Source organism: Cohnella laeviribosi DSM 21336 (assembly GCF_000378425.1).
GTDB lineage: Bacteria > Bacillota > Bacilli > Paenibacillales > Paenibacillaceae > Cohnella > Cohnella laeviribosi.
Genome location: NZ_KB899812.1, coordinates 37962 through 63658 on the forward strand (window position 1 = coordinate 37962; position 25697 = coordinate 63658).

The 25697-nt window shown below is 56.4% G+C and carries 19 protein-coding genes and 1 riboswitch; of the genes, 2 read left to right on the top strand and 17 right to left on the bottom strand.

The genetic code is table 11. The annotated features are described in order from the left end of the window. Positions 1 to 15: 15 nt before the first annotated feature. From F560_RS0104745 to F560_RS24500, 3 genes are all read right to left on the bottom strand, one after another. Positions 16 to 1179 (bottom strand): substrate-binding domain-containing protein, encoded by a 1164-nt coding sequence (locus F560_RS0104745; protein ID WP_019004570.1) that lies wholly within the window; start codon positions 1177 to 1179, stop codon positions 16 to 18. A 215-nt stretch (positions 1180 to 1394) separates the two neighbouring features. Next, complete coding sequence (locus F560_RS0104750; RefSeq protein ID WP_019004571.1) at positions 1395 to 2813, bottom strand: ABC transporter substrate-binding protein; 1419 nt, start codon at positions 2811 to 2813, stop codon at positions 1395 to 1397. Between the two features lie 22 nt (positions 2814 to 2835). Further along, positions 2836 to 4269 (bottom strand): response regulator transcription factor, encoded by a 1434-nt coding sequence (locus F560_RS24500; protein WP_019004572.1) that lies wholly within the window; start codon positions 4267 to 4269, stop codon positions 2836 to 2838. A 73-nt stretch (positions 4270 to 4342) separates the two neighbouring features. Here F560_RS24500 and F560_RS0104760 point away from each other — a divergent pair, with 73 nt between their 5' ends. Beyond that, on the top strand, positions 4343 to 6160 hold the full coding sequence (locus tag F560_RS0104760; protein WP_019004573.1) for a sensor histidine kinase: 1818 nt from the start codon (positions 4343 to 4345) through the stop codon (positions 6158 to 6160). A 113-nt stretch (positions 6161 to 6273) separates the two neighbouring features. Here F560_RS0104760 and F560_RS0104765 read toward each other — a convergent pair whose 3' ends face one another. From F560_RS0104765 to F560_RS0104815, 10 genes are all read right to left on the bottom strand, one after another. Then, positions 6274 to 7458, bottom strand: coding sequence for a levoglucosan dehydrogenase (locus tag F560_RS0104765; RefSeq protein ID WP_026298094.1), 1185 nt, complete (start codon positions 7456 to 7458; stop codon positions 6274 to 6276). A 14-nt stretch (positions 7459 to 7472) separates the two neighbouring features. After that, entirely contained in the window at positions 7473 to 8669 is a 1197-nt protein-coding gene (locus tag F560_RS0104770; RefSeq protein WP_019004575.1) for a substrate-binding domain-containing protein, read from the bottom strand. Between the two features lie 318 nt (positions 8670 to 8987). Then, the gene (locus tag F560_RS0104780) at positions 8988 to 10814 is read right to left on the bottom strand and encodes an APC family permease (protein ID WP_019004577.1); all 1827 of its coding nucleotides are present in this window, start codon (positions 10812 to 10814) and stop codon (positions 8988 to 8990) included. Between the two features lie 134 nt (positions 10815 to 10948). After that, a riboswitch (cyclic di-AMP (ydaO/yuaA leader) is annotated at positions 10949 to 11115 on the bottom strand. A 143-nt stretch (positions 11116 to 11258) separates the two neighbouring features. Then, the gene (rpmG, locus tag F560_RS26580; RefSeq protein ID WP_083931993.1) at positions 11259 to 11504 is read right to left on the bottom strand and encodes a 50S ribosomal protein L33; all 246 of its coding nucleotides are present in this window, start codon (positions 11502 to 11504) and stop codon (positions 11259 to 11261) included. A gap of 30 nt (positions 11505 to 11534) precedes the next feature. Then, entirely contained in the window at positions 11535 to 14279 is a 2745-nt protein-coding gene (ppdK, locus tag F560_RS0104790) for a pyruvate, phosphate dikinase (protein ID WP_026298095.1), read from the bottom strand. Further along, entirely contained in the window at positions 14266 to 14454 is a 189-nt protein-coding gene (locus tag F560_RS22515; protein ID WP_019004580.1) for a GapA-binding peptide SR1P, read from the bottom strand. The genes ppdK and F560_RS22515 overlap by 14 nt, the downstream gene beginning before the upstream one ends. After that, positions 14433 to 15479, bottom strand: a complete 1047-nt coding sequence (gene gap, locus F560_RS0104800; protein WP_019004581.1) for a type I glyceraldehyde-3-phosphate dehydrogenase — start codon at positions 15477 to 15479, stop codon at positions 14433 to 14435. Before gap ends, F560_RS22515 begins: the two co-directional genes overlap by 22 nt. Before the next feature lie 44 nt (positions 15480 to 15523). Beyond that, a complete protein-coding gene (gene alr / locus F560_RS0104805; RefSeq protein ID WP_026298096.1) occupies positions 15524 to 16699 on the bottom strand; it encodes an alanine racemase in 1176 nt (391 codons plus the stop codon). 186 nt (positions 16700 to 16885) lie between these two features. Then, the gene (gene ald, locus F560_RS0104810) at positions 16886 to 18019 is read right to left on the bottom strand and encodes an alanine dehydrogenase (protein ID WP_019004583.1); all 1134 of its coding nucleotides are present in this window, start codon (positions 18017 to 18019) and stop codon (positions 16886 to 16888) included. Positions 18020 to 18140: 121 nt separating this feature from the next. Next, positions 18141 to 19376, bottom strand: coding sequence for a PucR family transcriptional regulator (locus tag F560_RS0104815; protein ID WP_019004584.1), 1236 nt, complete (start codon positions 19374 to 19376; stop codon positions 18141 to 18143). 241 nt (positions 19377 to 19617) lie between these two features. Between F560_RS0104815 and F560_RS22520 the strand changes: the two genes are divergently transcribed. Next, on the top strand, positions 19618 to 21021 hold the full coding sequence (locus tag F560_RS22520) for an amino acid permease (RefSeq protein ID WP_019004585.1): 1404 nt from the start codon (positions 19618 to 19620) through the stop codon (positions 21019 to 21021). Positions 21022 to 21097: 76 nt separating this feature from the next. Here the strand turns inward: F560_RS22520 and F560_RS22525 are convergent, their stop codons facing one another. From F560_RS22525 to F560_RS0104840, 4 genes are all read right to left on the bottom strand, one after another. Continuing rightward, complete coding sequence (locus tag F560_RS22525) at positions 21098 to 22897, bottom strand: chemotaxis protein CheA (protein ID WP_019004586.1); 1800 nt, start codon at positions 22895 to 22897, stop codon at positions 21098 to 21100. Between the two features lie 66 nt (positions 22898 to 22963). Next, positions 22964 to 23794 (bottom strand): CheR family methyltransferase, encoded by an 831-nt coding sequence (locus F560_RS0104830; RefSeq protein WP_019004587.1) that lies wholly within the window; start codon positions 23792 to 23794, stop codon positions 22964 to 22966. 4 nt (positions 23795 to 23798) lie between these two features. After that, on the bottom strand, positions 23799 to 24227 hold the full coding sequence (locus tag F560_RS0104835) for a response regulator (protein ID WP_019004588.1): 429 nt from the start codon (positions 24225 to 24227) through the stop codon (positions 23799 to 23801). A 14-nt stretch (positions 24228 to 24241) separates the two neighbouring features. Next, positions 24242 to 25669, bottom strand: a complete 1428-nt coding sequence (locus tag F560_RS0104840) for an Hpt domain-containing protein (protein WP_169449890.1) — start codon at positions 25667 to 25669, stop codon at positions 24242 to 24244. Positions 25670 to 25697: the final 28 nt, after the last annotated feature.

A 25697-nucleotide genomic window follows, 5' to 3' on the forward strand; every position in this document is an offset into this window, starting at 1 on the left:
CGTAAGTTGGGAACCTTATTTCTTCAACGCGTCCTGCACGCTCTTCGGCGCGTCGACGCCGTAGATCAGCTTCCAGCTTTCGAGGACGTTTTCTTTCGTCACTTTGATGGCCGGCGAAGCGACATAGGCCGGCGCTTCCTTGCCCAGAAGCGCATATCCCGCGAGAATCGCTTGCGCGACGCCCTGGTCGTACGGAAGCTGCGCGCCGAGACCGCGAACGATGCCGTCGGAAGCGATGGACAGCGCGACGTTCGTGCCGAGGTCGACGGTGGTGACGATCAGATCGTTGCGTCCTGCCGTCCGCGCGGCCGACATGACGCCTTCGGCCGGCACGTCCCACGGAGCGAAGATGCCGTCGATATCCGGGTGTCTCGTCAGCATGGCGGATGCGACTTCCTCGCCTTTGTTCGGGTCGGTGATGCCGCCTTTGGCCACGATTTGGATGCCGGGATACTTTTCCTTGATCCGGGCTTCGAACGCGTCGGAGCGGTTCTTCGTGACGAAAAAGTTGACGTCGTGGTACACGATGCCGACTTTGCCCTTGCCGCCGAGCTTCTCCGCCATAATATCCGCGGCTACCGCGCCGTTGCCGTAGTTGTCTCCGGATACGATGCTGATGTAGTCCTTGCCGGGAACGAGCCCTTCCGCCGCGCCGTCCATGAACACCAGCTTCACGCCTTGGTTGACGGCTTTCTTGTACGCGCCTGCCGTCGATACGGCATCGACCGGAACGGAGATCATGATATCCGGTTTTTTCGCCAGAACGGTCTCGATGTCGCTGACCTGCTTCTCGGCCTTGAACTGGGCGTCCGTGACGGCAACGACTTTGATGCCCATCTTCGCAAACGTATTTTTCATCGCGTTGACGGCGGCCGTCATGTAATCGGTACCAGAGTAGTGCATGACGATGGCGGCCGTATATTTGCCGTCCCGGATTTTTTGCAGTTCTTCTTCCGTCAGCTTCAGGCTTTTGGCCGAGACCGCCTTTTCGCCGTTCGGCCCGATATCCTGAACCGGCAGGTCGGGGATGTTCGGATTGATCGTCAGCGGCCCGGATGCCGTGTACCCTTCGTGCTCTTGCGGCGCTTGCGCGTTTTCCTTTTCGGCGTTTCCGCAGCCTGCGATCGTCATCCCGCATACGAGCAGCAAAGCAAGCCATGATGTCCATTTTTTCTTCATATTCGGGAACCCCTCACTCTTTTTGTTTGTCGATTCAATCGTCCGTTTGGCAAAACGTTCGATTACCCACAGTATAGGGCGGACGGGGTGAACCCCATAGACGACGAATTTAACGTGCAGGGGGGAAGTTTTTAGCGAACGGAACGATAAAAAAAAGACCGCGCGATGTTCGATCGCGCAGCCTTCTTCGGCCGGACGGCTCATTCGTCCGAGGATCAATAGCCGTTTTCCCGCATCGAGATTTTAACCTTTTCGGCAGCGTCATGCAGCGCGGCTTCGGCCGGCTTCTTCCCGGTCAAATACTGCTGCACCGCCGTTTGGACCGCCTCCGACACCTGGTCGTAATTTTTGATTCTCGGCCTTCCCACTCCCACGTTCAAGGACCGGCCAAGCACATCGTAATACTCCCGGAGCGATTCGTCCGGCAGCGCCCTTGCCGCCGCATAAGCCGATTTTCGGGTCACGTGCTGCCGGAACCGCAAATAGTCCCGCTGCACCTCGGCGCTGGTCAAATAGCCGGCCAAGGCGAAAGCCTCCGCTTTATGCTCGGAATACTTGTTGACGGCCAGCCCCCACGACCCGAAATGCGGTCCGCGCACGAGCGTATCGCCGCGCTTGACGCCGGGGAACATGAAATAGCCGACTTGGCCGCCGACGTTCGGCTGGAGCTTCATATCGTGGTAATTCATCCCCATGACGGCTTTCCCGTAACCGAACGCAATCTCGACCTCGTCCCACGAATAGGAAAGAACGTCGGGCGGGGTCACCTTCTCCGTCAGAATCCATTTTCCGTAGGTCTTAAGCGCCTTCACTCCGGCATCGGAATCAAAGACCGGCTGAAGCTTCTCGTCGAACAGCTCGCCTCCGAAATCGCTCAGGAACGATTTGTAGTCGACAAAGTTGGCTTCGTGCTTGCCGGCCATCAAGGTGGTGCCGTAAAGATCGATCATGCCGTCCCGATCCGTATCGCGGGTAAAAAATTTGGCAATGTCCAAATATTCATCCAGCGTATTCGGGATGTCGAGTTCGCGGTGAAATCGTTGCCGGAATGCGGCCCGGTTGGCTTCGTTCCGAAACAGGTCTTTCCGATAGCTGACCGTAAGCACGTTCGATTGAATCGGCAGGCTCCAGACGTCGAAGCCGGCCGCCGTAATGCGGTCCAAATCGATCGTATCCATGGCGACCGGCGCCCTTTGCGGCTTGTCCTTGTCAAAAACCGACGTATCCAGGAACAGCTTCGCAATGAAATCGTCGATGTCGCCGGCCGAAGCCGAGTTCCGGATATAAGGCGTCAGCGGCTCCAGGTGCCGGATGATTTTGGGGATCCACGGCGTGTCGACGGCGATCAGATCGTATTCGCCGCTCATGCGGGACAGCTCGGAAAACACTTTTTCCTGCAGACTGTTGTAAGGAAACGTACTGACCTCCACGTGGACGCCCGTCTTCCGCCGGTAATTCTCGGCCGCATGAACGACGGCTTCGGAGCCCGCTTCCACCGTGGCGTAAAGCACCTTTAACGTCGGGGGCGAAACCGGAGCCGCACCGGAGTCTTCCGGCCGCACCCCCAGGCATCCGGCACAACCGATCAGCAGCAAGAAGACAAGCAATGCCGTGGCAAGCCTTCGCTTTTTCATGGTGCCGCTCCTTCTTCCTTTCTTACTCTCCTTCGTCGGGCACGTTCAAAATGCCGTTCTTCTTCCGGAAATCGGAAGGCGAATAACCGAATTCCTTTTTGAACAAGCTTCTGAAGTACGCATAATCGGCATACCCGACCTCTTCCGCGATTTCATTCACCTTTTTGTTCGTATGGAGCAACAGATGGCTTGCGTGCTGCATTCGTTTGCGCGTAAGATACCGAACGAATGTAACGCCCATTTGCTGTTTGAACATGCGGCTTAGCGTGACGGGGTGAACGTTGACCGCTTCCGATACGGCCTCCAGGCTCAAATTCATGTCGGCCGAGTTTTCGATCAGATGCAGCGCCTGCTTGAACCAACTGCTCGTATCCAGCGTCTCGCGTCCCGTTTGCTCCAGATTTTTGAGCGCCTTGACGCCATTTATGACCATATGGCGAATCCGCCGCTTTAAATCATTCCACGTCTGATGGTGCCCTATCCAATCATGCCAGTAATACAGCGTATCCTCGTCCACCAAAATGATTTCGTTTTTGCCGAGTCCTTCGTCCAGCACGGCCATCAATTGGGCGACTTCCTTCCGGAGATCGTCGTAATTCAGCTTCGCCAGGCACTCGAACCAGGCATCCAGGGATTTTTCCAGTTCCCCGATATCGCCCGTTCGCGCATAATGGATAATTTGCTGCCTGATCCTGGCGGCTTGTTTGACCCGTTCTTTTCGCTGCAGGCGATTGCCGCGGGCGTCCGGATCGGCCGTCTGAAAAAACCGGCTCTCCCGTTTCTTCCGAAGCTGCGACCTCAACACGTTCAGAAAGTCGTGCTTTTCCCGGAATCCGGTTTCCGGCTGCTCCGAATCCGCTCTCACGACGATCCCTTCGGTCTCGGCATCCACGGTCACCGTGAGCAGAATGTCTTGCGGAGCGGCTTCGCAGCGTTCCATGACCGATGCGCGGTCGCCGAATTCGATGCGCTTCCATTCGCGTTCGTCGAACCACAAACTGACGTTGAACGGATGAATCTGCTCCAGGCTGATATTCGGAATGGGCGTGATGTTGAGCAGTTGGCCAAGCTCCTTCATAAAAGTCTGCTTCAGCTTCTCCCGTATTTTGAGCACGATATCCATCAGTTCGCCGCGGTCCGCGGGCTTAAGCAGAAAGTCGGTCGCGCCGAGCGTGAGCGCTTTCCTCGCATATTCAAAATCATCGTACCCTGATATAATAACCACATAAATAGAGGGGTACTTCTCATGTAAGTGCTGAAGGATCTGCAGACCGTCCAGTTCCGGCATCCGGATATCGAGAAACACCAGATCGGGCTGGATGAGTTCGATTCGCTGAAGGGCTTCATATCCAAACTCCGTATCAAACACTTGGTCATGGGGAAAAAGCGCCGTCAGCTTTTGGATAATACTGACCCGCACCTCCCTTTCATCGTCCACGACGCAGATCTTCATCATGCTCCAGCTCCTTCGCGCAGATCCTAAAACGAAGCCTCATCCGGAAAAAATGCAAACGAGGAGGAACTCCCGATTGTCGCGCTTCCCATCTTTAAAGCGTATCTTACAACGCCGATCGCTCAAGTTCAAACTTTTCGTGCTGCTGATTCTGATTTCCATCATCCCGATTTCATTGGTCAGCTACAGCTCGGAGTACTTTATGTTTCGCTCCAGCACGGAATATTCCGCATCGATCTCGACGCAATATGTGGAATTCATCTCCAAGGAGCTGTCCGACTATTTGCAGAACTTGAACGAATCGTTCGACAGCGTCTTTATCAGCGCCGGCTTTCGCGATTTCCTGGATACCCGGCCCGATCAATTGTCCGAACAAGCCGATGAAATGATCCGTTTCCGGCCGCTCGTCCGGAATTCGCTGCAGTTTCATCCCGAAGTGCTCGGCGTGCTGTATGTCGACCGCCTCGGGAAGGTGTATTTCGATTCGTACCAAAAGCAGCTCGATCCCGCCTATTCCTTCGAAACGGACAAGCTGTACCGGGACTTTTTTTCCGTCAACAAGCCGATGCTGACCGCTCCGCATCCGCTGCCTTATATTTTGTACAACAATACGGACGTATTCTCTTATATCCGGCCGATTTTGAATACGGATACAGGGCGGACGGAAGCGTTATTTATTATGGAAATCCATGAAGAAAAAATAAAGAGCATGCTCAGCAGCAACCCCAAGGACACGGCAGGCCAGGTCATCCTGTATCGCGAGCAAGACGGTACGGCCGTTTCCGAAGCGCCCGTTCCTTCGGATTGGCTGCGCGATTTTCGGCAAGCCCGGCTGTCGACACCCGACGGGAGCAAGCAGCTCTTGTTCGCTTCGAACGGGAAAGAATATCAGGCGATCTATACGGAGCTTCCGGACAGCGATTGGAACATCGTATGGGCGGCTCCGCTCAGCAGCATCAACCAGGGGGTTCGGCAAACGTATCAGCTCACCCTGCTGATCGCGGCCATCAGCCTGGTCACCGCGTTGATCGTCGCCTTCCCCGTCATGAGCGGCATTCTTCGGCCGCTGTACCGGTTGAAGAAAGGCATGCAAAGCCTGGGGCGCGGCGTCTACGTTCCCGTACCGATGAAGCACAACCACGATGAAATCGGCTTCCTGATCCAAAGCTATAACCAGACGCTCGACAAGCTTCAGTACATGGAACGGGAAGTGTACCAGGCCAATATGAGAGAGAAGGAACGCGAGCTGCTGCAGCTTCAGGCCCAGATCAATCCGCACTTTCTGTTCAACACCCTGGAAACGATCGAGTCCTACGCGGTCCGGAACAACGGCGAAGCGGTCGGCGATATGGTGCAATCGGTTTCCCGCATGATGAGGTACACCATTCGCAACGACGGCGGATGGGCGGCACTGAGGGAGGAGATCGCTTATATCCGCAATTTCCTGACGATTCATTACTATCGGAACGGAAAGGACGTTCACGCGCGGTTCGAGATCGCCCCCGAACTCCTCGACGTTCCGGTCGTCAAGCTCAGCATCCAGCCCTTTATCGAAAATGCGATCAAATACGGCTGGAGTCCGAATATGAGCACCGAGCAGTTTCAGCTCGTCGTCAGCGTCCAGGCCCAAGCGTCAACGCTCACCGTATCGATACGCGATACGGGAACCGGAATATCCGCCGACGTGCTGGAGAAGCTTCGCCAGTTGATCGCCGCCAAAGGCGAGTCCAAGGACCCTTACTTCCGCAAGCATACCGGCATTCTCAACACCTACCGCAGACTCATTCTGGTCTACGGCGATCGGCTCCGGTTCCATGTGGAGAGCTCGCCGGAGCGCGGCACGGTTTTTTCCTTCCAAATTCCCTGCCCCGCTCACAAACAAGAACCGGCGTAAGCCGGAGACCGGCAAGACTTTCTGCCTGTCCGGCGCGCGAAGGACGGAAACAAGAGGTAACCGGCTGGCTACCTCTTGTTTTCGTATGGCTTTCCGAGCGCCGGTTAGGCGGATCAGCGGGCTGCCGGCAGCTGCTCCACGGTTTTCACCCATTGGCCGCTGCTTGCCGATTCCAGGATGGCGTCGCAAATGACATGAATCCGGTACCCGTCGTAGAAATTAGGCGAAACCTCCGTATCCTGGACGATGGCGGATATGAAATCGTGCGCTTCGATGATCTTCGTCTCGCCGTAACCGATGCCCAGAGCCGGAATCGGCCACAACGCCGCGCCGTTCGGATGGGCGGGACCGGTGTAGATTGTCCGGAATCCGCGCCTGTCGTCCGGATCGTCCGAGAAGCAGACCTGAAGCTCGTCGCGGCGTTCGTAATTAAAATACAGGGAGCCTTTGTCGCCGTGTATCTCGAAAGTCAGGAAGTTGTTGCGCCCCCATGCGTTGCGGGTCGCTTCCAGGCTGCCTACGGCTCCGTTCTCGAAGCGAAGCAGCGTGTTGATTTCGTCGTCCACGTCGACGGCCGCTTTCTTCACATCGCCGGAAGACTTCACGGTTCCGAGCTTGTCGACGGGACCGGACGAAACCGGACGTTCCGGAATCCATGTGTTGGCGATCCCCATGACTTCGGTAATTTCTCCGACCAGATAACGGGCCAGATCGATCACATGCGTGCCGATATCCCCAAGCGCGCCCGACCCGGCCACTTCCCTGCGGAAACGCCAGGACAGCGGGGCATTCGGGTCCGCCGACCAATCCTGCAAATACGTGCCGCGAAAATTCAAAATACGGCCGATCGCGCCTTCTTCGATATATTTCTTCGCGAGCGAAACGGCCGGCGTTCGGCGGTAGTTGAACGCCACCATATGCTTCACGCCGGCTTCGCTTGCGGCATCCAGCATCCGCTTCGCTTCTTCCGTCGTCCGCGCAAGCGGCTTTTCGGAAATGATATGCTTGCCGGCTTTGGCCGCGGCGATGGCGATTTCGGCATGCGTATGGTTCGGCGTCACGATATCGACGATATCGATGCTCGGGTCCTCAACCACCTTGCGCCAATCGGACGCCCACGATTCGAACCCGTACCTTGCCGCCGCTTCCCGGGCCAGCTCGTCGTTGATGTCGACGACGGTCTTGCGAAACGGAACGGCCGGAGCCGGCCAGAAAAACATCGGCATTCCCGCATAAGCCAGCGAATGGGCCTTTCCCATAAACCCTCCGCCGATCATTCCAACGTTTAATGTACGCATCGCATAATCTCCTTTCACTTCGCGGCATCCCGAAGCGGCGCCGGCGGCTCCGCATGGTAGACGGTCTCCCACGATTCCAAAATATTGTCCCGGTTCACCTGAAGGGACGGAACGGCTGCATACGCCGGCGCTTCTTTGCCCAGCAGCGAATAGGCGGCCAGAATCGCTTCCGCAACGCCTTGATCGTAAGGCAGTTGGGCGCCGAGCCCTTTGATCATCCCGCCTTTGGCGATATCCAGCGCAACGTTCGTGCCCAAGTCGATCGTAGCGATCGCCAAATCCGTCCGTCCCGCGGATCGCGCGGCGGCAAGCGCCCCCTCCGCCGGCACATCCCATACGACGAACATCCCCTTCAGGTTCGGATGCTTCGTCAGCATGGCCGACGCCACCTTCTCGCCGTCATTCGGGCCGGTGATGCCCCCGCGGGCGATGATGTTGATGTTCGGATACTCGTCCCGGATCGTTTTTTCGAACGCTTCGGTTCTTTGCTTCGTGACGAAAAAGTCCGCATCATGGAAAATAACGCCGACCTCTCCTTCTTCGCCGATCGCTTTGGCTAAAATATGTGCGGCTTCAACCCCGTTGCCGTAGTTGTCGGCGGAGACGACGCTGACGTAATCCTTGCCTGCCGTAAGCCCGGCCGCCTTATTATCCATGAATACGATCTTCACGCCCTGAGAGGCGGCTTTCTTGAAGACGCCCGCCGTCGAAACCGCATCGACCGGGATGCTGACCAGAATGTCCGGTTTTTTGGCGAGGATCGTTTCGATATCGGATACTTGCTTTTCCGCTTTAAAGTTCGCATCGGTCGTGGCGACGATTTCGATGTTCATTTTGGCAAACGTATCCTTAAGCCCTTTCAATTGCGCCGCCGACCAGTCGTTGCCGGCGTAGTGCATGGAGATGGCCGCCTTGTAACGGCCGGCCTTAATCTTGGCAAGCTCCTCCTCCGTCAATTGCAGCGTTTTGGCGGAAACGGCGTTTTCGCCGTCCGGTCCTTTGCTTAAGATTTCTTTTTCCGGCAGGCTCTGATTAATCGTAATCGGGCCATCCGTTGCCCCGGAAGCGGTTGCCCCGCCGCTTGCCGCCGGGCCGTCCGGCGCGGACGGCGACTCATTGGCAGCGCTGCCCCCGTTACCCTTACCGCAAGCGGCCAGACTCAAGCTGAACACAAGCAATAAAACCGCCGCTGCGTATGAACGTTTTCTCATGGCTAAAGCCCCCATCCGCGTCTTGCGCGAAGTCAGATTGTCTCCGGTTCTTTTATTGAGCGGTTCTTGGTCGGGCGAGCGATCCTGAAGGGACACCACCTCCGTTCGAATGCCGGACACCCAAGGGTTGTAAGCGCCTTCAATAAGTATAGAAAAGTTTCAAGCGGAAAGCGGGGGAATAATTTAACTTGGCATGCGGAATTTTTTAGCCTCAAGTCCGAGCCTTCCGGTCTCCCAAACAAAAAAAGGCCGCGGCACGGCTTCCGCCAAAGCGCGTCAAGCGGCTTTGAAAGAAGGATCGAACCGCGGCGTTGTTTTTTATTTCTTCAAATGATAAGGGACCGTTGTAACAATGACGTCTTTGCGGCGCAGCAAGCGGGCGCGGATGATGAAGCTCGTTTGGTTATGCAAAATGTTGTGCCAGCCTTTCTTGGGAATGAACTGCGGTATGATCACCGTAACCTGGTAGTTCGATTCCCTGGCTTTGCGCTCCACGGTATCGATAAACTTCATCAAAGGCTGGATAATGCTCCTGTAAGGAGAGTACAGCGTGACCAGCCTCACATCCGGCATCCACTCGCTCCATTTCTTTTCGAACTGGGCTTCGTCTTCTCTTTCGAAAGGAACGTAAACGGCGATGATCTGTTCGGGTGACAGCGATTGGGCGTAACGGACGGAGTGCTCGACCACATGCGTGATTCCGGCTACGGGCAGAATGACGACATTCCCCTTGATCGGCATGGGCGGCTCGCACGTCGAAAGCCTGAGCTGCTCGCCTACGTCTTCGTAATGCTTTCGGATCCGATGGAAGACATATACGATAAGCGGCAGGAAGATCAAAACCGGCCACACCTGCGGGAATTTGGTCAAAAAGAACATCATGGTGACGGTAAAGCAAATAAGGGCTCCCGTCGTGTTGATGACCAGCTTCGAAATCCAGCCCTTCGGTTTTTCCCGGATCCATTTCATCATCATGCCGGTTTGCGACAAGGTAAAGGGAATAAACACGCCCACGGCGTACAGCGGGATCAATTGTTCGGTTTGCCCTTCGAAAGCCACGATCAACAAAATGGATAAAATGCCGAGCATGATGATCCCGTTGGAATAACCCAGCCTGTCTCCCCGGGCCGTGAACATTCGGGGAACGAACTTATCCTTGGCCAGGTTGACCGCAAGCAGCGGAAACGCCGAGTATCCGGTGTTGGCCGCCAGAATCAGGATCAAGGCCGTCGTGCCCTGAATGAAGAAATACATGGCGTTCCGTCCGAAGGTCTGTTCGGCGATCTGGGAGACGACCGTGGCCTCCGCTTTGGGCGTAATCCCGTAATAATAGGCCAAATAGACGATTCCCGAAAACAGCAGCGCCAGCAAGACGCCCATCGCTATTAACGTTTTGGCCGCGTTGTTGGGCGCAGGGTCCTTGAAATTCGGAATGGCGTTCGAGATGGCTTCGACTCCCGTCAAAGCCGAGCTTCCCGAAGCGAAGGCTCTCAGGAGCAGAAACAGGCCGATGCCTTCAACCGGCGTGCCGATGGGCGCGTGCAAATCCGCCGGAACGCCGCCGCTCGCAATGTCGTATAGGCCGGTTCCAATCAAAATGAACAATGCCAAAACAAATAAATAAACCGGGTAAGCCAAAATCGAAGCCGACTCCGTGACACCCCTTAAGTTCAGGAGAGTCAATAAAAGGACAAGTGCGACGGCGATGGGCACCGCATGCGCATGCAGGCTTGGGAAAGCGGACGTAATGGCGTCGGTGCCGGCCGACACGCTGACGGCCACCGTCAAAATGTAATCCACCAGCAAGGAGCCCCCGGCCACCAGCCCGGGGTATCTCCCCAGATTCTGCTTGGATACCACATACGCGCCTCCGCCGTGCGGATAGGCAAAGATGATCTGCCGATACGATAAGATAAGGGCAATCAGCAAAACCAGCACACCGATTCCGATCGGGATCGAGTACCAGAAGGCCGCTGCGCCGACCGTGACCAGCACCCACAAAATCTGTTCCGGGCCGTAAGCGACGGAGGATAAGGCGTCCGAAGAAAGAATGGCGAGCGCCTTCGTCTTGTTGAGCTTCTGTTCCCCCAATTCCGTTGTTTTCAAAGGCCGCCCGATTAACATCCGCTTTAGATTCGTCAGCATTCACGTCACCGCCAAGTAGTGAGAAATGTTCAGGATGGAATAACCGTTGCTTGTACGGTTTCCAACTTTTTTGTTTTTTACGCCACAAAAAAACGCAGAGGTATCCCCCTGCGGCCCCATGGAACCGAAGTTGCTTCACCTCTCTAACGACGCTTACGAGGTTAGCTGACGGATTCGGGCGTTTAGAGTCGCCCTACTGCGACGTTCCCATCCAACGTCGCGGATTCACCCCAGGCGGCAAAGCATATTCGCCGCGGTTGGTTCCCCCGTTTTCCTTCCGGAAATTCAGCGATCTTGGTTTATGACTCGACGGAATGATCATATTCCTCCAATCGGTCTCTGTAAAACTTCAAATGAAACGAAAAAACGCCGAAAACGCTGCGTTTGTCCGATGAATGCGGATACAATCGTCAGGCTCGCGGGAACAGCGTGAGGCATGCCTCTTTATAGCTCGATTGAACCTCGGATCCCGTCGAGCGCGCCGATGTCGGCATGACGCGGACAATATTTGCGGAGCTCCAAACGCTCCGGGTGCGTTTTCTTGTTAATAGTAATTTTTACGGTATGTAGTGAAACAGACTCCATCTCGTTCGTCAATCCGCGTACCCTGACGCGGCCTGCCGCTACGAAGCGGACGGACTTACCGGGCGTCACCATCGGCAACGATTTGCGCGAGATGACGCCCGGCATCCAAAGGTCCGTATTCTTGACCGGCTTTCTTTATTTATCCCGCTCTTTGTCCCCGAGCACAAGCTGGGCTTGGGCCGCGGCGATGCGCGCCAACGGCACCCGGTACGGAGAACAGCTTACGTAGTCGAGGCCTGCTTTATGGCAGAAAAAGATCGACTGCTTGTCGCCGCCGTGCTCGCCGCAAACGCCCGCCTTCAAGTCCGGCTTCGCCGCCCTGCCCTGTTCCGTTGCCCAAACGATCAATTGGCCGACCCCTTCCGCGTCGATCGTTTGGAACGGGTTATGCGGCAGCAGCTTATGCTCGACGTAATGGGTCAGAAACTTGCCTTCCGCATCGTCGCGGCTGTAGCCGAACGTCATTTGCGTCAGGTCGTTCGTGCCGAAGGAGAAGAAGTCGGCATGCAACGCGATTTGGCTGGCGGTCAGCGCGGCGCGCGGCACCTCGATCATCGTGCCGACCCTGTACGCGAGTCCGCTCTCCGCTTCGCCCAGGATCCGCCCGGCCACGCGGTCGATCAGCTTTCGCATCGCGATTAGCTCGTTCACGTGGCCGACCAGCGGAATCATGACTTCCGGCACGACGCGCACGCCTTCCGCCAGGCACTTCACAGCCGCGCGGAAAATCGCCTCCGCCTGCATCTCGTAGATTTCGGGGAAAACGATGCCGAGCCTGCAGCCGCGTTGGCCGAGCATCGGATTGGCTTCCTGCAGCGAACGGACTTTGCGGATCCACTGTTCCAGTTTCGCTTTTTCAGCGGCGACCGTAACCGCCGAATCTTCTCCCTGTGCAGCGGCGACCGGCAGCGCCTCCAAGGTGCTGCGCGATACGCCGCCGTCCGCCGCCCCCCACTTTTCGAGCAGTGACAAGCGGATGCTGCGCTGCAGCAGCTCCTCCAGATTCGGCAAAAACTCGTGCAGCGGCGGATCAAGCAGCCGGATCGTCACGGGCAGGCCGTCCATGGCCCGGAACAGGCCTTCGAAGTCTTCCTGCTGCATCGGCAGCAGCTTGGCCAGCGCCTCCGCGCGCTCCTCCGCCGTCTCGGCCAAAATCATGCTCTGCACGACCGGCAGACGGTCCGATCCAAAAAACATATGCTCGGTCCGGCACAAGCCGATGCCTTCCGCGCCGAATTCGCGCGCTTTCCGCGCGTCTTCCGGGTTATCCGCGTTCGTCAGGACGCGCAGCTTCCGCACCTCGTCGGCCCAAGCGAGCAGCTGCGCCAGTTCGGGGGAAATTTCCGCCTCTTTCAAGGCGATGACGCCGTTGATGACGCGCCCGGTCGCGCCGTCGATGGAGATCCAGTCGCCTTCGCGGACGGTGCGTTCCCCGGCCGTGAACGAGCTGCCGTCGATGCGCAGCGTTTCGCAGCCGCACACGCACGGTTTGCCCATGCCGCGCGCCACGACGGCGGCGTGGCTCGTCATGCCGCCGCGGCTGGTCAGCACGCCTTCGGCTGCCAGCACGCCGTGAATGTCTTCCGGGGTCGTTTCCGAACGCACCAGGATGACGCGTTTGCCCGCCTTCGCCCACTGCTCCGCCGTATCGGCGTCGAACACGGCCTGTCCGGTCACCGCTCCCGGCGAGGCGGGCAAGCCGGAAGCCAATACGTCAAGCTCGGCGGACGTATCGATCGCCCGGTGCAGCAATTGGTCCAAATGCGACATTTCGATGCGCTGCAGCGCTTCCTCTTTGGTCAGAATGCCCTCCTGCACGAGCTGCACCGCGATCTTCACCGCCGCCTGCGCCGTCCGTTTGCCGTTGCGGGTTTGCAGGATGAACAATTTCTGTTTTTCCACGGTGAATTCGATGTCCTGCATGTCCTTGTAATGGCGCTCCAATTGTTCCGCCGTGCGCGCGAGCTGGGCGAATACGTCCGGCAGCTCCCGGTCGAGCCGCTCGATCGGCAGCGGCGTGCGAATGCCCGCCACGATGTCTTCCCCCTGCGCGTTCGACAGAAATTCGCCGAAAAGCGCCTTCTCCCCGGTGGACGGGTTGCGCGTAAACAGGACGCCCGTGCCGCAATCGTCGCCCATGTTGCCGAACACCATCGCCTGGATGTTGACCGCCGTCCCCTGGTCGTCCGGGATTTGGTGCACTTTCCGGTAAAAGATGGCGCGCTGATTGTTCCAGGACCGAAACACCGCTTCGATCGCCTTTTCCAGCTGCTCGTATACATTTTGCGGGAACGGAACACGCGCGTGGCTTACGATCAACTTTTTGTACTGTTCGATCAGGCTTTTCCAGCCTTCGACCGTCACGTCCCGTTCTTCGGCGAAGCGAAACGCTTCTTTCATCCGATGGAGCTCGCGTTCGAACAAAAACGATTCGATCCCGAGCACGACGTTGCCGTACATTTGAATGAGACGGCGGTAGCAATCGTAAGCGAAACGCGGATTGTTCGTCGCTTCCGCCAAGCCCTGCACCGTTTCGTCGTTAAGCCCCAGGTTCAGGATGGTGTCCATCATGCCCGGCATCGAAGTGACCGAACCGGAACGGACGGAGACGAGCAGCGGCTGCTTCGGATCGCCGAACTTTTGGTCCTTTTCCGCTTCGAGAGCCTGCATGGCGGCAGCGACCTGATCCAGCAGGCCTTCCGGCAGAACGCGGCCGCCGGCGTAGAAAGCGCGGCACGCTTCCGTCGTTACGGTAAAGCCGGGGGGAACCGGCAGGCCGACCTTCGTCATTTCCGCCAGATTGGCGCCCTTGCCGCCGAGAAGTTCTCTCATGCCAGCGCTTCCATCTTGAAAACGGTACACCCATTTAGTTGAATTCATCCGCACGTTCTCCTTTGGTTGGGCTGCAAAGTTTGCTCCCGCATTCTCCGTAAAACAGCTTGACTCCGCTTGTCGGCAGCGTGTCGATGATTTCCCCGCAGTGACGGCAGACAAGCGTGCCGAGATGCAGCGGCGCCCGCCCCGGTTCCTTCATCAAACGAATGTTTTGCTCCATGGTTCGTTCACCCTCATCTCGTTTTTTTTGGCGACATGAGCAACGAAATCAAGCACCCGGCAGGCGTACGCCCATTCGTTGTCATACCATGCCAGCACTTTCGTTTGCCGTCCCGACGCCATCAGCGAAAGCGCGTCGATGACCGCCGACTTGTCGTTGCCGATGTAGTCCGACGAAACAAGCGGCAGCTCGTTGTACTCGACGTAGGCTCCGAGCGTCCCCTGCGCCGCCGTCTTGAACGCTTCCCGCACTTCCTCTTTCGTGACCGGACGGCGAAGCTCGGCCGTCAAATCGACAAGCGAAACGTCCTGCGTCGGCACGCGCAGCGACAAGCCCCGAATGACGGGAGCAAGGTGCGGCAGCACCCCGGACAGCGCTTTGCCGACTCCGGTCGAAGTCGGAACGATCGACTGCGTGCAGGCCCGCGCGCGCCGCAAATCCTTGTGCGGATTGTCGAGATGGTTTTGATCGTTCGTATAGGCGTGAACCGTTGTCATCCAGCCGGATTCGACGCCGAACGCGCGGTCGAGAATGTGCAGCACCGGCGCCAGGCAGTTCGTCGTGCACGACGCCGTGGACAGCAGCGCATGCTTGTCGGGATCGTAGCTCGCTTCGTTGACGCCCATCACCACCGTCAAATCCAAATCTTTGCCGGGCGCCGTCACAACGACGCGCTTTGCGCCCGCCGCCAGATGCTTGACCGCTCCCGCGCGGTCGTTGAACTTGCCGGTGGCGTCGATCGCGATGTCAATGCCGTACTTGTCCCACGGCAGCAACGCCGGATCGCGCTCCGAGACGAAAGCAACCGGCTGCCCGTTGATTACCAGCTTGTCCTTTTCGACCTGGATGTCGGCGTCCCATTTGCCGTGCACCGTATCGTATTTCAGCAAATGCGCCGCCGTCTCGATCGGGCTAGTCGAATTGATCGCCTTGACTTGCGCCCCCGGAATGCCGGCCGTAAACGCTTTTCTGATCAACAGCCGGCCGATTCTGCCCGTACCGCTGATCCCCACCTGCTGGTTCATGATGACCTCCTTGGTGCATAGTTCCGATCCGTAAGATGAGCCGACTACGTCTTCGCGAGCACATGGTTGACGGTCTCGACGACCGCCCGGTCCCGCAGGTAAACGCGGGGAACCCGCTTGCCAACCAAACAGACGATTTCATAGTTGATCGTATCCAAAAGGGATGCGATCTCTTCGACGGGCAAGCCGTCTTCTTCGTCGCGGCCGAACAGAAGCACCTCGTCCCCCGCCCGGACGCCGGGTATGGCGCTGACATCAACCATCGTCTGGTCCATGCATACCCTTCCGACGATCGGCGCTTTGCGGCCGCGGATCATCATGCTGCCCCGGTTGGACAACCGGCGGGACAGCCCGTCGGCATATCCGGCCGGAACGGTCGCGATCCAGCTCGGCCGTTCCGGCCGGTACGTGCAGCCGTAGCTGATGGGCTGCCCGGCGGGCACCTGCTTCAAAGCCGCGATTCGGGTTTTCCACTTCATCGCCGGCCGCAGCTCGGGCACCCCCGGCATCGGGTCGGAAAAAGGCAACAGACCGTACAAGCTGATGCCCACCCGGACCAAATCCAGATGCATGTCCGGAAAACGCAGGCTCGCCGCGCTGTTGCAGCAGTGCTTGAGCGGGACCCGGATGCCGTGGCGCTCCAGGCAATCGATATAGGCAAGGAACGTCTCGAATTGCCTACGGGTATACGTTTCATCCGGGCTGTCGGCGCTGGCGAAATGCGTAAAGACGCCCTCCAGCCTGACCCATGGCGAGCTTGCCGCTTTTCGCGCCAAGACCAGGGCCGTTTCCGGATCGGTCACGCCGATCCGCGACATCCCTGTATCCGTTTTCAAATGTACGTTGGCATACAGCCGATGGCGTGCCGCACAAGCGATCACAGCTTCCAGTTCCTTCTCGGTGAACACGGTCACGGCGATGCGGTGCTTTACCGCCGTTTCGGCGGATGCGGGGGGCGTGTATCCCAGCACGAGAATGGGGCACTCGATGCCTGCCGCCCGAAGCTGCAAGGCTTCGTCCAATAGGGCCACCCCAAGCCAATCCGCCCCGGCTTCCAGCGCCGCCTTGGCGACCTGGACGGCACCATGGCCGTAACCGTCCGCCTTGACTACCGCCATGAAGCGGCAGGAAGGCTTTAGTCCCGCCTTGATCGTCTTTACGTTATGCGCGATGGCGTCGAGCGAAACTTCGGCCCAAGTCTCCCTATGACTGAACACGATGTGAGCCGCCTCCGTTCTGGCCGCGCTGCTTTCCGCAGCGGCATGTTGCCCCCCCCCTCCGGGTAAAGCGGCCGCGCCGCCCTGACCGGAGCGAACCCGTTTTTCGCGGCACCCATACGGAAGCCGGCAAGCAGGCATCTTGTCCATTCCGTATGGGCAAGCCGAACCCAAGGGGGTTGGGAAGGATTACAGGGCAAACGGAAGTTTTTCCAGCGCTTTTTCGACGGGGACGTATTCGTGGCCGAGGCTGTCGGCCACCGCCTTGTACGCAACGCTGCCCGCTGCGACATTGACCCCTTGAAGCAGCGCCTTGTTCTCCTGCACGGCGCGGATGACGCCTTTATTGGCGATTTGCAATGCGTACGGCAGCGTCACATTGGTCAGCGCGATGGTCGACGTTCTCGGAACCGCCCCCGGCATATTCGCGACCGCGTAGTGGACGACGCCGTGCTTGACGAACGTCGGGTTGTCATGGGTCGTAATGCGGTCTACGGTTTCAATGATGCCGCCTTGGTCGATCGCCACATCCACGACCACCGAACCCGGTTTCATGGAGCGGATCATGTTCTCCGTAACCAGCTTCGGCGCTTTCGCACCCGGAATGAGCACCGCTCCCACGACCAGATCGGATTCCGATACCGCTTCGGCAATATTGAACGGATTGGACATCATCGTTTGAATGTCGCCGCCGAAAATATCGTCCAACTGGCGCAGACGTTCCGGATTCAGGTCGATAATCGTCACCTGCGCGCCAAGCCCGACCGCGATTTTGGCCGCATTGGTGCCGACGATGCCTCCGCCGACGATGGTCACTTTCGCCCGCTTCACGCCGGGCACGCCTCCGAGCAAAACGCCTTTGCCGCCGTAAGGCTTTTCCAAAAACTGCGCTCCGATTTGCGGCGCCATCCGGCCGGCCACTTCGCTCATCGGCGTCAACAGCGGCAGCGTGCGGTTTACTTCCACCGTTTCATAGGCGATGGCGGTAACGCCTTTGTCCATCAGCGCCCGGGTCAATTCCGGCTCCGCCGCCAGATGCAGGTACGTAAACAGGATCAATCCGTCGCGGAAATAGCCGTATTCGGACGCTAAAGGTTCTTTCACTTTCATAATCATATCGGCATTCGCCCAGACGTCGGCAGCCTTCTGGAGAATCGTCGCACCGGCTGCGGCGTAGTCCTCGTTCGTGAAACCGCTTCCCAATCCGGCGTCGCTTTCGACCATCACCTGATGTCCGGCTTTGACGAAAGCGTCTACACCCGCCGGCGTGATGGCCACCCGGTTTTCATTGTTTTTGATTTCCTTGGGAATTCCGATTTTCATGTCCAATCTCCCCTTTGTCTTGTGCGGTCTACCGCTAGTATAAGGGAGAAAGCGCTTTATTTCGTTGTCGGGATTCCAGAAAAGTTGTCCGGGTCCTTGTGAAAATCAACAAAGCGTCCGGTTACTCCGTCATTTTTTCCGCTTTTAAATCCAGATAGAGCGTAACTTTCTGATCCATGTTGTTCAGGTCGATGCCCCCGATCTCGGCGATCCGCTTCAGACGGTACGTAAGCGTATTAATGTGAATATGAAGCAAATCCGCCGTGACTTTGACATTGCTGTCGTGGCTTAAAAACAGCTCCAGCGTTTGCAGCAGGTCGCTGTTGTGTTCGCGATCGTATTTCCGCAATTTTTGCAGAGCGGGATTTTCGAACCGGTGCAGCTGCTTTTCCTGCAAAATGTGAGGGAGATAGCGGTAGTAGCCCAAATCGGGGTAAGCAGATGCCGAGCTCGTTTCCTCGGGGAACCGCCGCTTGATTTGCAGGAGCGTCAGAGCTTCCTGGTAGCTTCGCTCCACCATCGCGTAGTCGCTGTAGATCATTCCGCTGCCGCTTTCAACGGGCGAAATTCCGAAACGCTGCTTCATTTGGCGGATCATCCGAAATAACGCTTCCTTCTGCTCCTCCTCATCGTCAACCGAGGGGGATGGCGCCGCCGCGAGCAGAACCAATTGCGCATCGGTCACCGCATGCAGGACGATCCGCACGAAAGGCGTTGTTTCCAGCGTATAGCGGATTTGCTGTTTAAGCTTTTCGGAAATGGCTTCTTCGAACTGGAGCACCGTCACGTGATACCGTTCCGGCAGCCGCACGTCAAGCTGCTTCGCCCGGTCCCGGACCCTTTCGTCCGGCTGCAGATGACCGGTCAGAAGCTGCCAGAAAAAATCATGATAACTTTTCTCTTCTTTGCGGGTCTTCATCTGAAGCTGGATCAACTGCGATCTGGCGGCATCCGCCGCTCGCTTGAGCTGATGCAATCCCTGATCGCCGAGAGGGCCGTTCACTTCCAGAAGCCATATATAACCGAGAACATCCTGATTTCTGCGGATCGCGACGGCCACCCGGTCGCCCAGTCCGATTTCCTCCATCGCGGAAATCCGGATCGGAAGCTCGCTTTGCAGCAGACGCTTCATCACGCCGTCCCTCCACAGCGTGCTGATGACTTTTTCCGGCACCTTGCGTCCCATAATGGTCGAGATTCGGGCGGGGTCCGACATGTCTTCATGCGAACTGTACGCAAGCAGCCGGTGATTGGCGTCCTCGATCGTCACCGGGCAGCGAAGCGCGCCGTAGATGGCATCCGCCAGCGTATCCAGATTGTCGAAAGTTTGGTCAAACGGATTTGCGTTCTGATTCATCCTCAGACCCCCCAAGCATCAATTTTTCCCAAAAGCGGGCGCAACGCCCGAGCGGCAGGGTAACGTTTGTAGAATACCACAAAAACGGCAAGAAAATTTCTCACTATGAAACAAATCGGAACGGATCTTTTTGCAGTACGATAAGAGAGCCGAACGAAATGAAATGCAACGTTTCCGTTTTTTTCGGCACGTTTCTCCCCGAATTGGCAGCGCTTTCAAAAATGATGAAAGGGGTTTCAACATGAGCAATCAGCAAAAAACAACCGAGTTGAACCGGGGGCTTCAACAGCGGCACGTCAACCTGATGTCCTTAGGGGCGGCGATTGGGGTCGGATTGTTTCTCGGTTCCGCATCCGCCATCAAATTGGCGGGACCGGCGATCTTGTTCTCCTATGCCATCGGCGGCATCGCCATCTTCTTTATCATGCGCGCGCTTGGGGAGATGGCGATTCAGAACCCGGTCGCAGGCTCCTTCAGCCGGTACGCCCGCAATTACATGGGACCCCTGTTCGGATACTTGACCGGCTGGAACTATTGGTTTTTGTGGGTCATCACCTGCATGGCGGAAATTACGGCCGTCAGCGTGTATATGGAATTCTGGTTCCCGGGCGTGCCGCGCTGGATCTGGGCGTTGGCCGCGCTGATCATCATGAGCGCCGTCAACCTGATTGCCGTCAAAGCCTACGGCGAGCTGGAATTCTGGTTTGCGCTCATCAAAATCGTCGCCATCATCCTGATGATCGTGCTTGGAATCAGCATGATCGCATTCGGGCTCGGCAACGGCGGCACCCCTACGGGCATCAGCAACTTGTGGGAGCACGGCGGATTTTTGCCGAACGGTTGGAAGGGCGTTCTTCTATCCTTGCAGATGGTGATGTTCGCTTATCTGGGGATCGAAATGATCGGGGTGACCGCCGGCGAAGTGCAAAACCCCAAAAAGACGTTGTCCCGCGCCATCAACAGCGTTTTCTGGAGAATTCTCCTTTTCTACGTCGGCGCTCTGTTCGTCATCATGTCCATCTATCCTTGGAACGAAATCGGGCAGAAAGGCAGCCCGTTCGTTATGACCTTCGATCAATTCGGCATTCCGTATGCGGCAGGCATCATCAACTTCGTCGTGCTGACGGCGGCATTGTCCTCCTGCAACAGCGGCATCTTCAGCACCGGCCGCATGCTGTTCAACCTGGCCCAGCAAGGGGAAGCTTCTCCGAAATTCGGCAGGCTGAGCAAGAGCGGAGTGCCCGGCACGGCCATCATCGTCTCCGGTTTGGCGCTGCTGGTAGGCGTCGTGTTGAACTACCTGGTTCCGGAAAAAGTCTTTACCTGGGTGACCAGCATTGCCACGTTCGGCGCGGTATGGACGTGGGCGGTGATCCTGATTTCGCAGCTTCGGTTCCGCAAATCCTTGTCCGCTGAAGAACAGAACCAGCTCGTCTACAAAATGCCCTGGGCGCCTTACAGCTCTTATCTGGCATTGGCGTTCCTTGCCCTCGTCATCGTCCTGATGGCATTCTCGCCGGAAACCCGGATCGCCCTGGTGGTCGGCCCGGTCTGGTACGCCATTCTGATCGGGGTATACTACAAAAAAGGATTGCACAAGAAAAATAAAACGGTTCTTCTGAACGAAGACCGAATGGCAGGCTGACCGGCAGTCGGCGTCACCCGGTTTATGTAAGCCCTTACGTTGGAACGCCCCCCGGAGGAAATCCCGGGGGGCAAGGTTATTTTTTGGCCAGCTGCACCAGCTCGATCGGGTTCACGATTAAGACCACCTGTCCGTCGCCCAGCAAGGTGGAGCCGGAAATGCCGGGTATGCCCGCCAGGTGCCCGTCCAACGTTTTCATGACGAATTCCTGTTCGTTTTTCAGCTTGTCCACGACAAGGCCGAATTTTTCCGGCCCATTGGAGACAATAACCGTATTCAACTCTTCATGGTCCGTCGTTCTTTCGCCGAGCAGAAACAGCTTGCTCAGCCATTCGATGCCGATGACATCCCCGCGGAGATGCGCGAAATACTTGCCGTTGAACGCATGGATCTCCTCGGGTTTGATTTTGACGGTCTCGGAAATGTAATCGATGGGAATGATGTACGTTTCGTTTAATACGCGGACCGGCAGTCCTCTGGATACCGCAAGCGTTAGCGGAAGCTGAATGACCATTTTCGTGCCCCTGTCCACTTCGCTGTCAATCCTGATGCTTCCGTTGATTTTCTCGATATTGCTCTTCACGATATCCATCCCGACCCCGCGGCCCGACACCTCGGTAATTTGGCCGGCGGTGCTGAACCCCGGCAGAAAGATCAGGTTGATTGCCTGGCTTTCCGTCATGTTTTCCGCGTCTTCTCTTGAAATCAAGCCTTTATCGACGGCTTTCTGCTTCAGAAGCCGGGCGTCCATTCCTTTTCCGTCGTCTTCAATCTCAATATAGGCATGTTTGTTTTTATGGTACGCCCTCAGGGTGATTTTCCCCGTTTCGCTTTTTCCCTTCCTTTTTCTTTCTTCCGGGGGCTCGATCCCATGATCGGCCGCATTTCGAATCAAATGGACGATCGGATCGCTGATCTGCTCGACGATCGTTTTGTCGATCTCCGTATGTTCGCCTTCCATGCGCAGTTCCATTTTCTTGCCGGTGCTTTGCGAAATATCGCGAACGATTCGGGGCATTTTTTGAAATACCGTCTTGACCTCGATCATTCTCATGGACAGGATGGCATTCTGCAATTCATCCGATATCCGGTTGATGGAAGCGCCGACCCTTTTCACTTCCTTGGACATTTCCGGAAGGTCGTATTCGACGTTTAATTTGGCGGCGATGTGCATAAAGGCATTTTTCGCGATCAGCAATTCGGAGATCATATTCATCATCTTGTCAAGCTTGTCCTGGCTGACCCGTATGCTCTGCATGCCTGGCGTCAACGCGGCTTTTTGCGGCGGCTCGGGACGAGGATGGAATCTCCCGGAATCGGGCGCCGAATCCATGCCGCCGGTTTCCAAAGCGGACTCCCCGGATAAGGCTCCCGTCGGCTCCCCGGACGCCGGTGATTCCACGGAAGGCGCTTCGCCGGCGGAACTTTCCCGCTGTTTTTGCTTGTTTAAGATCGCATTGGTTTTGCCGGCAATCTCATCCATGCTGCGTTCATCGTCAAATTCGACGACCAGTTCCGTTGCCGGATCGTGCTCTTCGACTTTCCGGGCCAGCCGGATCAGGGAATGGCTTAACAAATCGGCGCTGATCAGCAGATGATCGATAAGTTCGGCATCCGCCTCAACGTTCTTCTCCCGAACCGCAACCAACAGCGTCTCCATGTCGTGGCAGAGCCTGACGATAAAGTCCAACCCCATAAAGGAAGAACCCCTTTTGATCCCGTGCACCCTGTTGTATAGGTCATCCGCCAGTTCGGGATCGTCGGAAACCTCGAGCTTGAGGACCAGCTTCTCGAGATCTTCCCGGCTTGTCTTCCACTCGTCCAGAAGCGTCCTTAACAGGCCCGCATCCCCGGAATGAAAAGCATATCGCATCATATGCACTCTCCCAACTGCACGCATCATCGATTCCATGACCCGACGAGGGACGTTGCCCTTGTTCGGTCATCTCGGTTTTGAATAAACGATGCCGTCTCCGATCCTCTGCATGCGATAGGCCGAAGAGATCCTTCCGACAGATTCGGAATGGCCCAAAAAGATGATGCCCCCAGGATTCAGGCTTTCGTAGAAATCGGCCAAAACCGCCTTTCTCGATTCGTCGTCAAAGTAGATCAGGCAGTTTCGGCAAAAGATAAAATCGCAGCCCGTAATATGGCCGACGGCATCCGAATCCATCAAATTGATTTTCCTGAATTGGACGAACTTCTTGACGTCGGGATTGACCCGATACGATCCATCCTGTTTCGTAAAATATTTTTTCAAATATTCGGGAGGCACATCCCGGACAGACCTGTGTTCATAAACGCCGATCCTTGCCGTACGAAGCACGTCCGTATTGATATCCGAGGCAACGATTTGCAAATTCCAGGTTTCGGGTTCGTCCAGCATTTCCTGAAGGATGATGGATAAGGTGTACGGCTCCTCCCCCGTCGAACAGGCGGCGCTCCAGATCTTGAGGTTACGGTTGTTGCTCTTGTTCTTTTCCCTTACGACCATCGGGAGCACTTCTTCGGCGAAATTTCGAAGCTGCGGATAGTCCCGGAAAAAATACGTTTCATTGACCGTAAGCTCGTTGATCAGTCTGTCGAATTCGGCCGAATCCGTGGAGAACTTCAGCATGCGGTAGTAATCGTGAATGCTGTCCAACTGCAGCATTTCGGCCCGCTTTTCAAGCCGTTTCTGGACGTAATACTTTTTATTCCGCTCGTAGAAGATTCCCGTTTTTCTATAAACCAACTTTACGAATTTATCGAAAAGGTCGTCGGACAAAACCATTTCATCACCGATCTCTCCGGGAGGCTGCAATCGTCTCTCGAATCGCTTCCCGCCATCGTTCCAATTTTTTGACCGAATCATTCACGACTTCCAATACCTGCTCGTTGCTTTTGAACGGCTTGACGAGATAGCCGTTCGCGCCGAGCTCCAGGCAAGTCAAGATCCGGTCCAAGGTCGAATGTGCCGCCATCGCAATCACCTGCGTCAAAGGATCGTATTCCCTGATCCTCCTCAGAAATTCCATGCCGTCGATCTTTGGCATCGTCATATCCGCAAGCACGATGTGGTATTTCTTCTTTTGGAACATGTCCAGGGCATGAGCGGGATCCGCGCAGAGCTCGACCTGGCTGTATCCGGCCAAAACGAACGTTTCGTGGAGCCGTTCCGATATTGCCGTATCCTCATCCACAATCATGATGCTGTATCCGCTCATTTCCCAAGCCTCCATTACGTTTCATCTGCCGCAAACGAAATACCGCCCCCCAGCGCCGCGTCCGTTTCCGTATCGAACAGCTCGAAAGGTTCGATCGCACGAATGGAATCGAATATATTGACCAGCCTTTTCCGCAAGGAATGGCGAACAATAAGGCGCACCGCAATCCCCATGTCCCGAAGGCGCCTTTTCAGCCCGATCAGCCGGTTCAGTTCGGATTCATGAATCATCTCAAGCCGGCTGAAGTCCAATAACAAGCTGCGCGTGCCGGATTTGTCCATCCGTTCGACAAATCCTTCGAGACCCTCCATAAAGGAGGCATGTTTGGCTATGTAAATTTTGTAGAAGTATCTTCCTCTGGCATAACCGTATGCTTTCTCGAACAGCTCCACATATTTTTGGCGGAGGGTTTGGACAAGCTTGCCGTCTAAGCTCCTTTTCCCGCCCGCCGCATCCAGACACAGGCTATAAAACGATTCGATTTCCGGTTTCAGGTCATAACCCGTTGCATCGGGCGGGATGAGGCCGGCCGCTTCCAGATTTTTTCGATATTGCTCGCGGACGAGCTCGGCATATTCCTCCCGAGCGAGGTTGCCCGGATCCTGAAACAGAACGGGACGCATTTGGGGGAACTCTTGAAAAAAAACGTCAAAAAACCGGCGGCTTTCCAGTCCGAACGAATCCGCCCGATTCAGCATCCGATGCTCGGTGAGGTCGGAGATGGCGATTTTCTCGACATAGGTCACATCGAAATAGGTGTATAATTCGGCTTCTTCCAAGTCCGACTCTATAATCATGAACAGAGACGAAAGGTTCGGGTCGGCCGAAGCTCCGTATAGATCCTCGTCGGATACATTGGTATAGACAAGCGAGCCGACATCCTTGACCTGGTTAAAAATCATGAAAAGGATAGGGGAAACCATCGGAATATCGTCGCTGAACGAAATGCAGACGCCGTAGCGATTGGCCCCCGCCCGCTCCGTTCCTTTTAATGAGCTGACCAACCGATCTTCCCGGGCCGGATTCGTTCCGCCGCTTCCCGTTTCCGGATTTGCGTTCAGGATTCGATCGATTTCCTCTTCCAGCAGACCGGCGGCATGAGCGAATTCGTCGCGGCTTTCGTGGCCGGTCGTGGTTTTTTTCGACTCGAGCAGTTGTTTGACATGGTCCAACCCGCTGAAACACAATTGCAGAATCTGGCCGTCCAGGCCGATTCGGCCCTTTCGGACCATGTCCAGCATGTCCTCGATCTTGTGCGTCAGGCTGCCTATATCCTCGTATCCGATCATTTGCGATGAACCTTTGACGGAATGAAAGATCCTGAACAACGCGTTCAAATCGTCGATCGAGTAGCCGGCTTCCAACCGGATCAGGCATTCTTCCGCTTGCTGAAGCCATTCTTCGGTTTCCTCAAGATAGGTCATATATAGCGAATCCATCATGTTACCGCCCTCGCGAAGCCGCCAACGG

Coding starts and splice junctions, on each gene's coding strand:
- F560_RS0104745 (WP_019004570.1), bottom strand. CDS start 1,179: ATGAAGAAAAAATGGACATCATGGCTTGCTTTGCTGCTCGTATGCGGG.
- F560_RS0104750 (WP_019004571.1), bottom strand. CDS start 2,813: ATGAAAAAGCGAAGGCTTGCCACGGCATTGCTTGTCTTCTTGCTGCTG.
- F560_RS24500 (WP_019004572.1), bottom strand. CDS start 4,269: ATGATGAAGATCTGCGTCGTGGACGATGAAAGGGAGGTGCGGGTCAGT.
- F560_RS0104765 (WP_026298094.1), bottom strand. CDS start 7,458: ATGCGTACATTAAACGTTGGAATGATCGGCGGAGGGTTTATGGGAAAG.
- F560_RS0104770 (WP_019004575.1), bottom strand. CDS start 8,669: ATGAGAAAACGTTCATACGCAGCGGCGGTTTTATTGCTTGTGTTCAGC.
- F560_RS0104780 (WP_019004577.1), bottom strand. CDS start 10,814: ATGCTGACGAATCTAAAGCGGATGTTAATCGGGCGGCCTTTGAAAACA.
- rpmG (WP_083931993.1), bottom strand. CDS start 11,504: ATGCCGGGCGTCATCTCGCGCAAATCGTTGCCGATGGTGACGCCCGGT.
- ppdK (WP_026298095.1), bottom strand. CDS start 14,279: ATGAATTCAACTAAATGGGTGTACCGTTTTCAAGATGGAAGCGCTGGC.
- F560_RS22515 (WP_019004580.1), bottom strand. CDS start 14,454: ATGGAGCAAAACATTCGTTTGATGAAGGAACCGGGGCGGGCGCCGCTG.
- gap (WP_019004581.1), bottom strand. CDS start 15,479: ATGAACCAGCAGGTGGGGATCAGCGGTACGGGCAGAATCGGCCGGCTG.
- ald (WP_019004583.1), bottom strand. CDS start 18,019: ATGAAAATCGGAATTCCCAAGGAAATCAAAAACAATGAAAACCGGGTG.
- F560_RS0104815 (WP_019004584.1), bottom strand. CDS start 19,376: ATGAATCAGAACGCAAATCCGTTTGACCAAACTTTCGACAATCTGGAT.
- F560_RS22520 (WP_019004585.1), top strand. CDS start 19,618: ATGAGCAATCAGCAAAAAACAACCGAGTTGAACCGGGGGCTTCAACAG.
- F560_RS22525 (WP_019004586.1), bottom strand. CDS start 22,897: ATGATGCGATATGCTTTTCATTCCGGGGATGCGGGCCTGTTAAGGACG.
- F560_RS0104830 (WP_019004587.1), bottom strand. CDS start 23,794: ATGGTTTTGTCCGACGACCTTTTCGATAAATTCGTAAAGTTGGTTTAT.
- F560_RS0104835 (WP_019004588.1), bottom strand. CDS start 24,227: ATGAGCGGATACAGCATCATGATTGTGGATGAGGATACGGCAATATCG.
- F560_RS0104840 (WP_169449890.1), bottom strand. CDS start 25,669: ATGATGGATTCGCTATATATGACCTATCTTGAGGAAACCGAAGAATGG.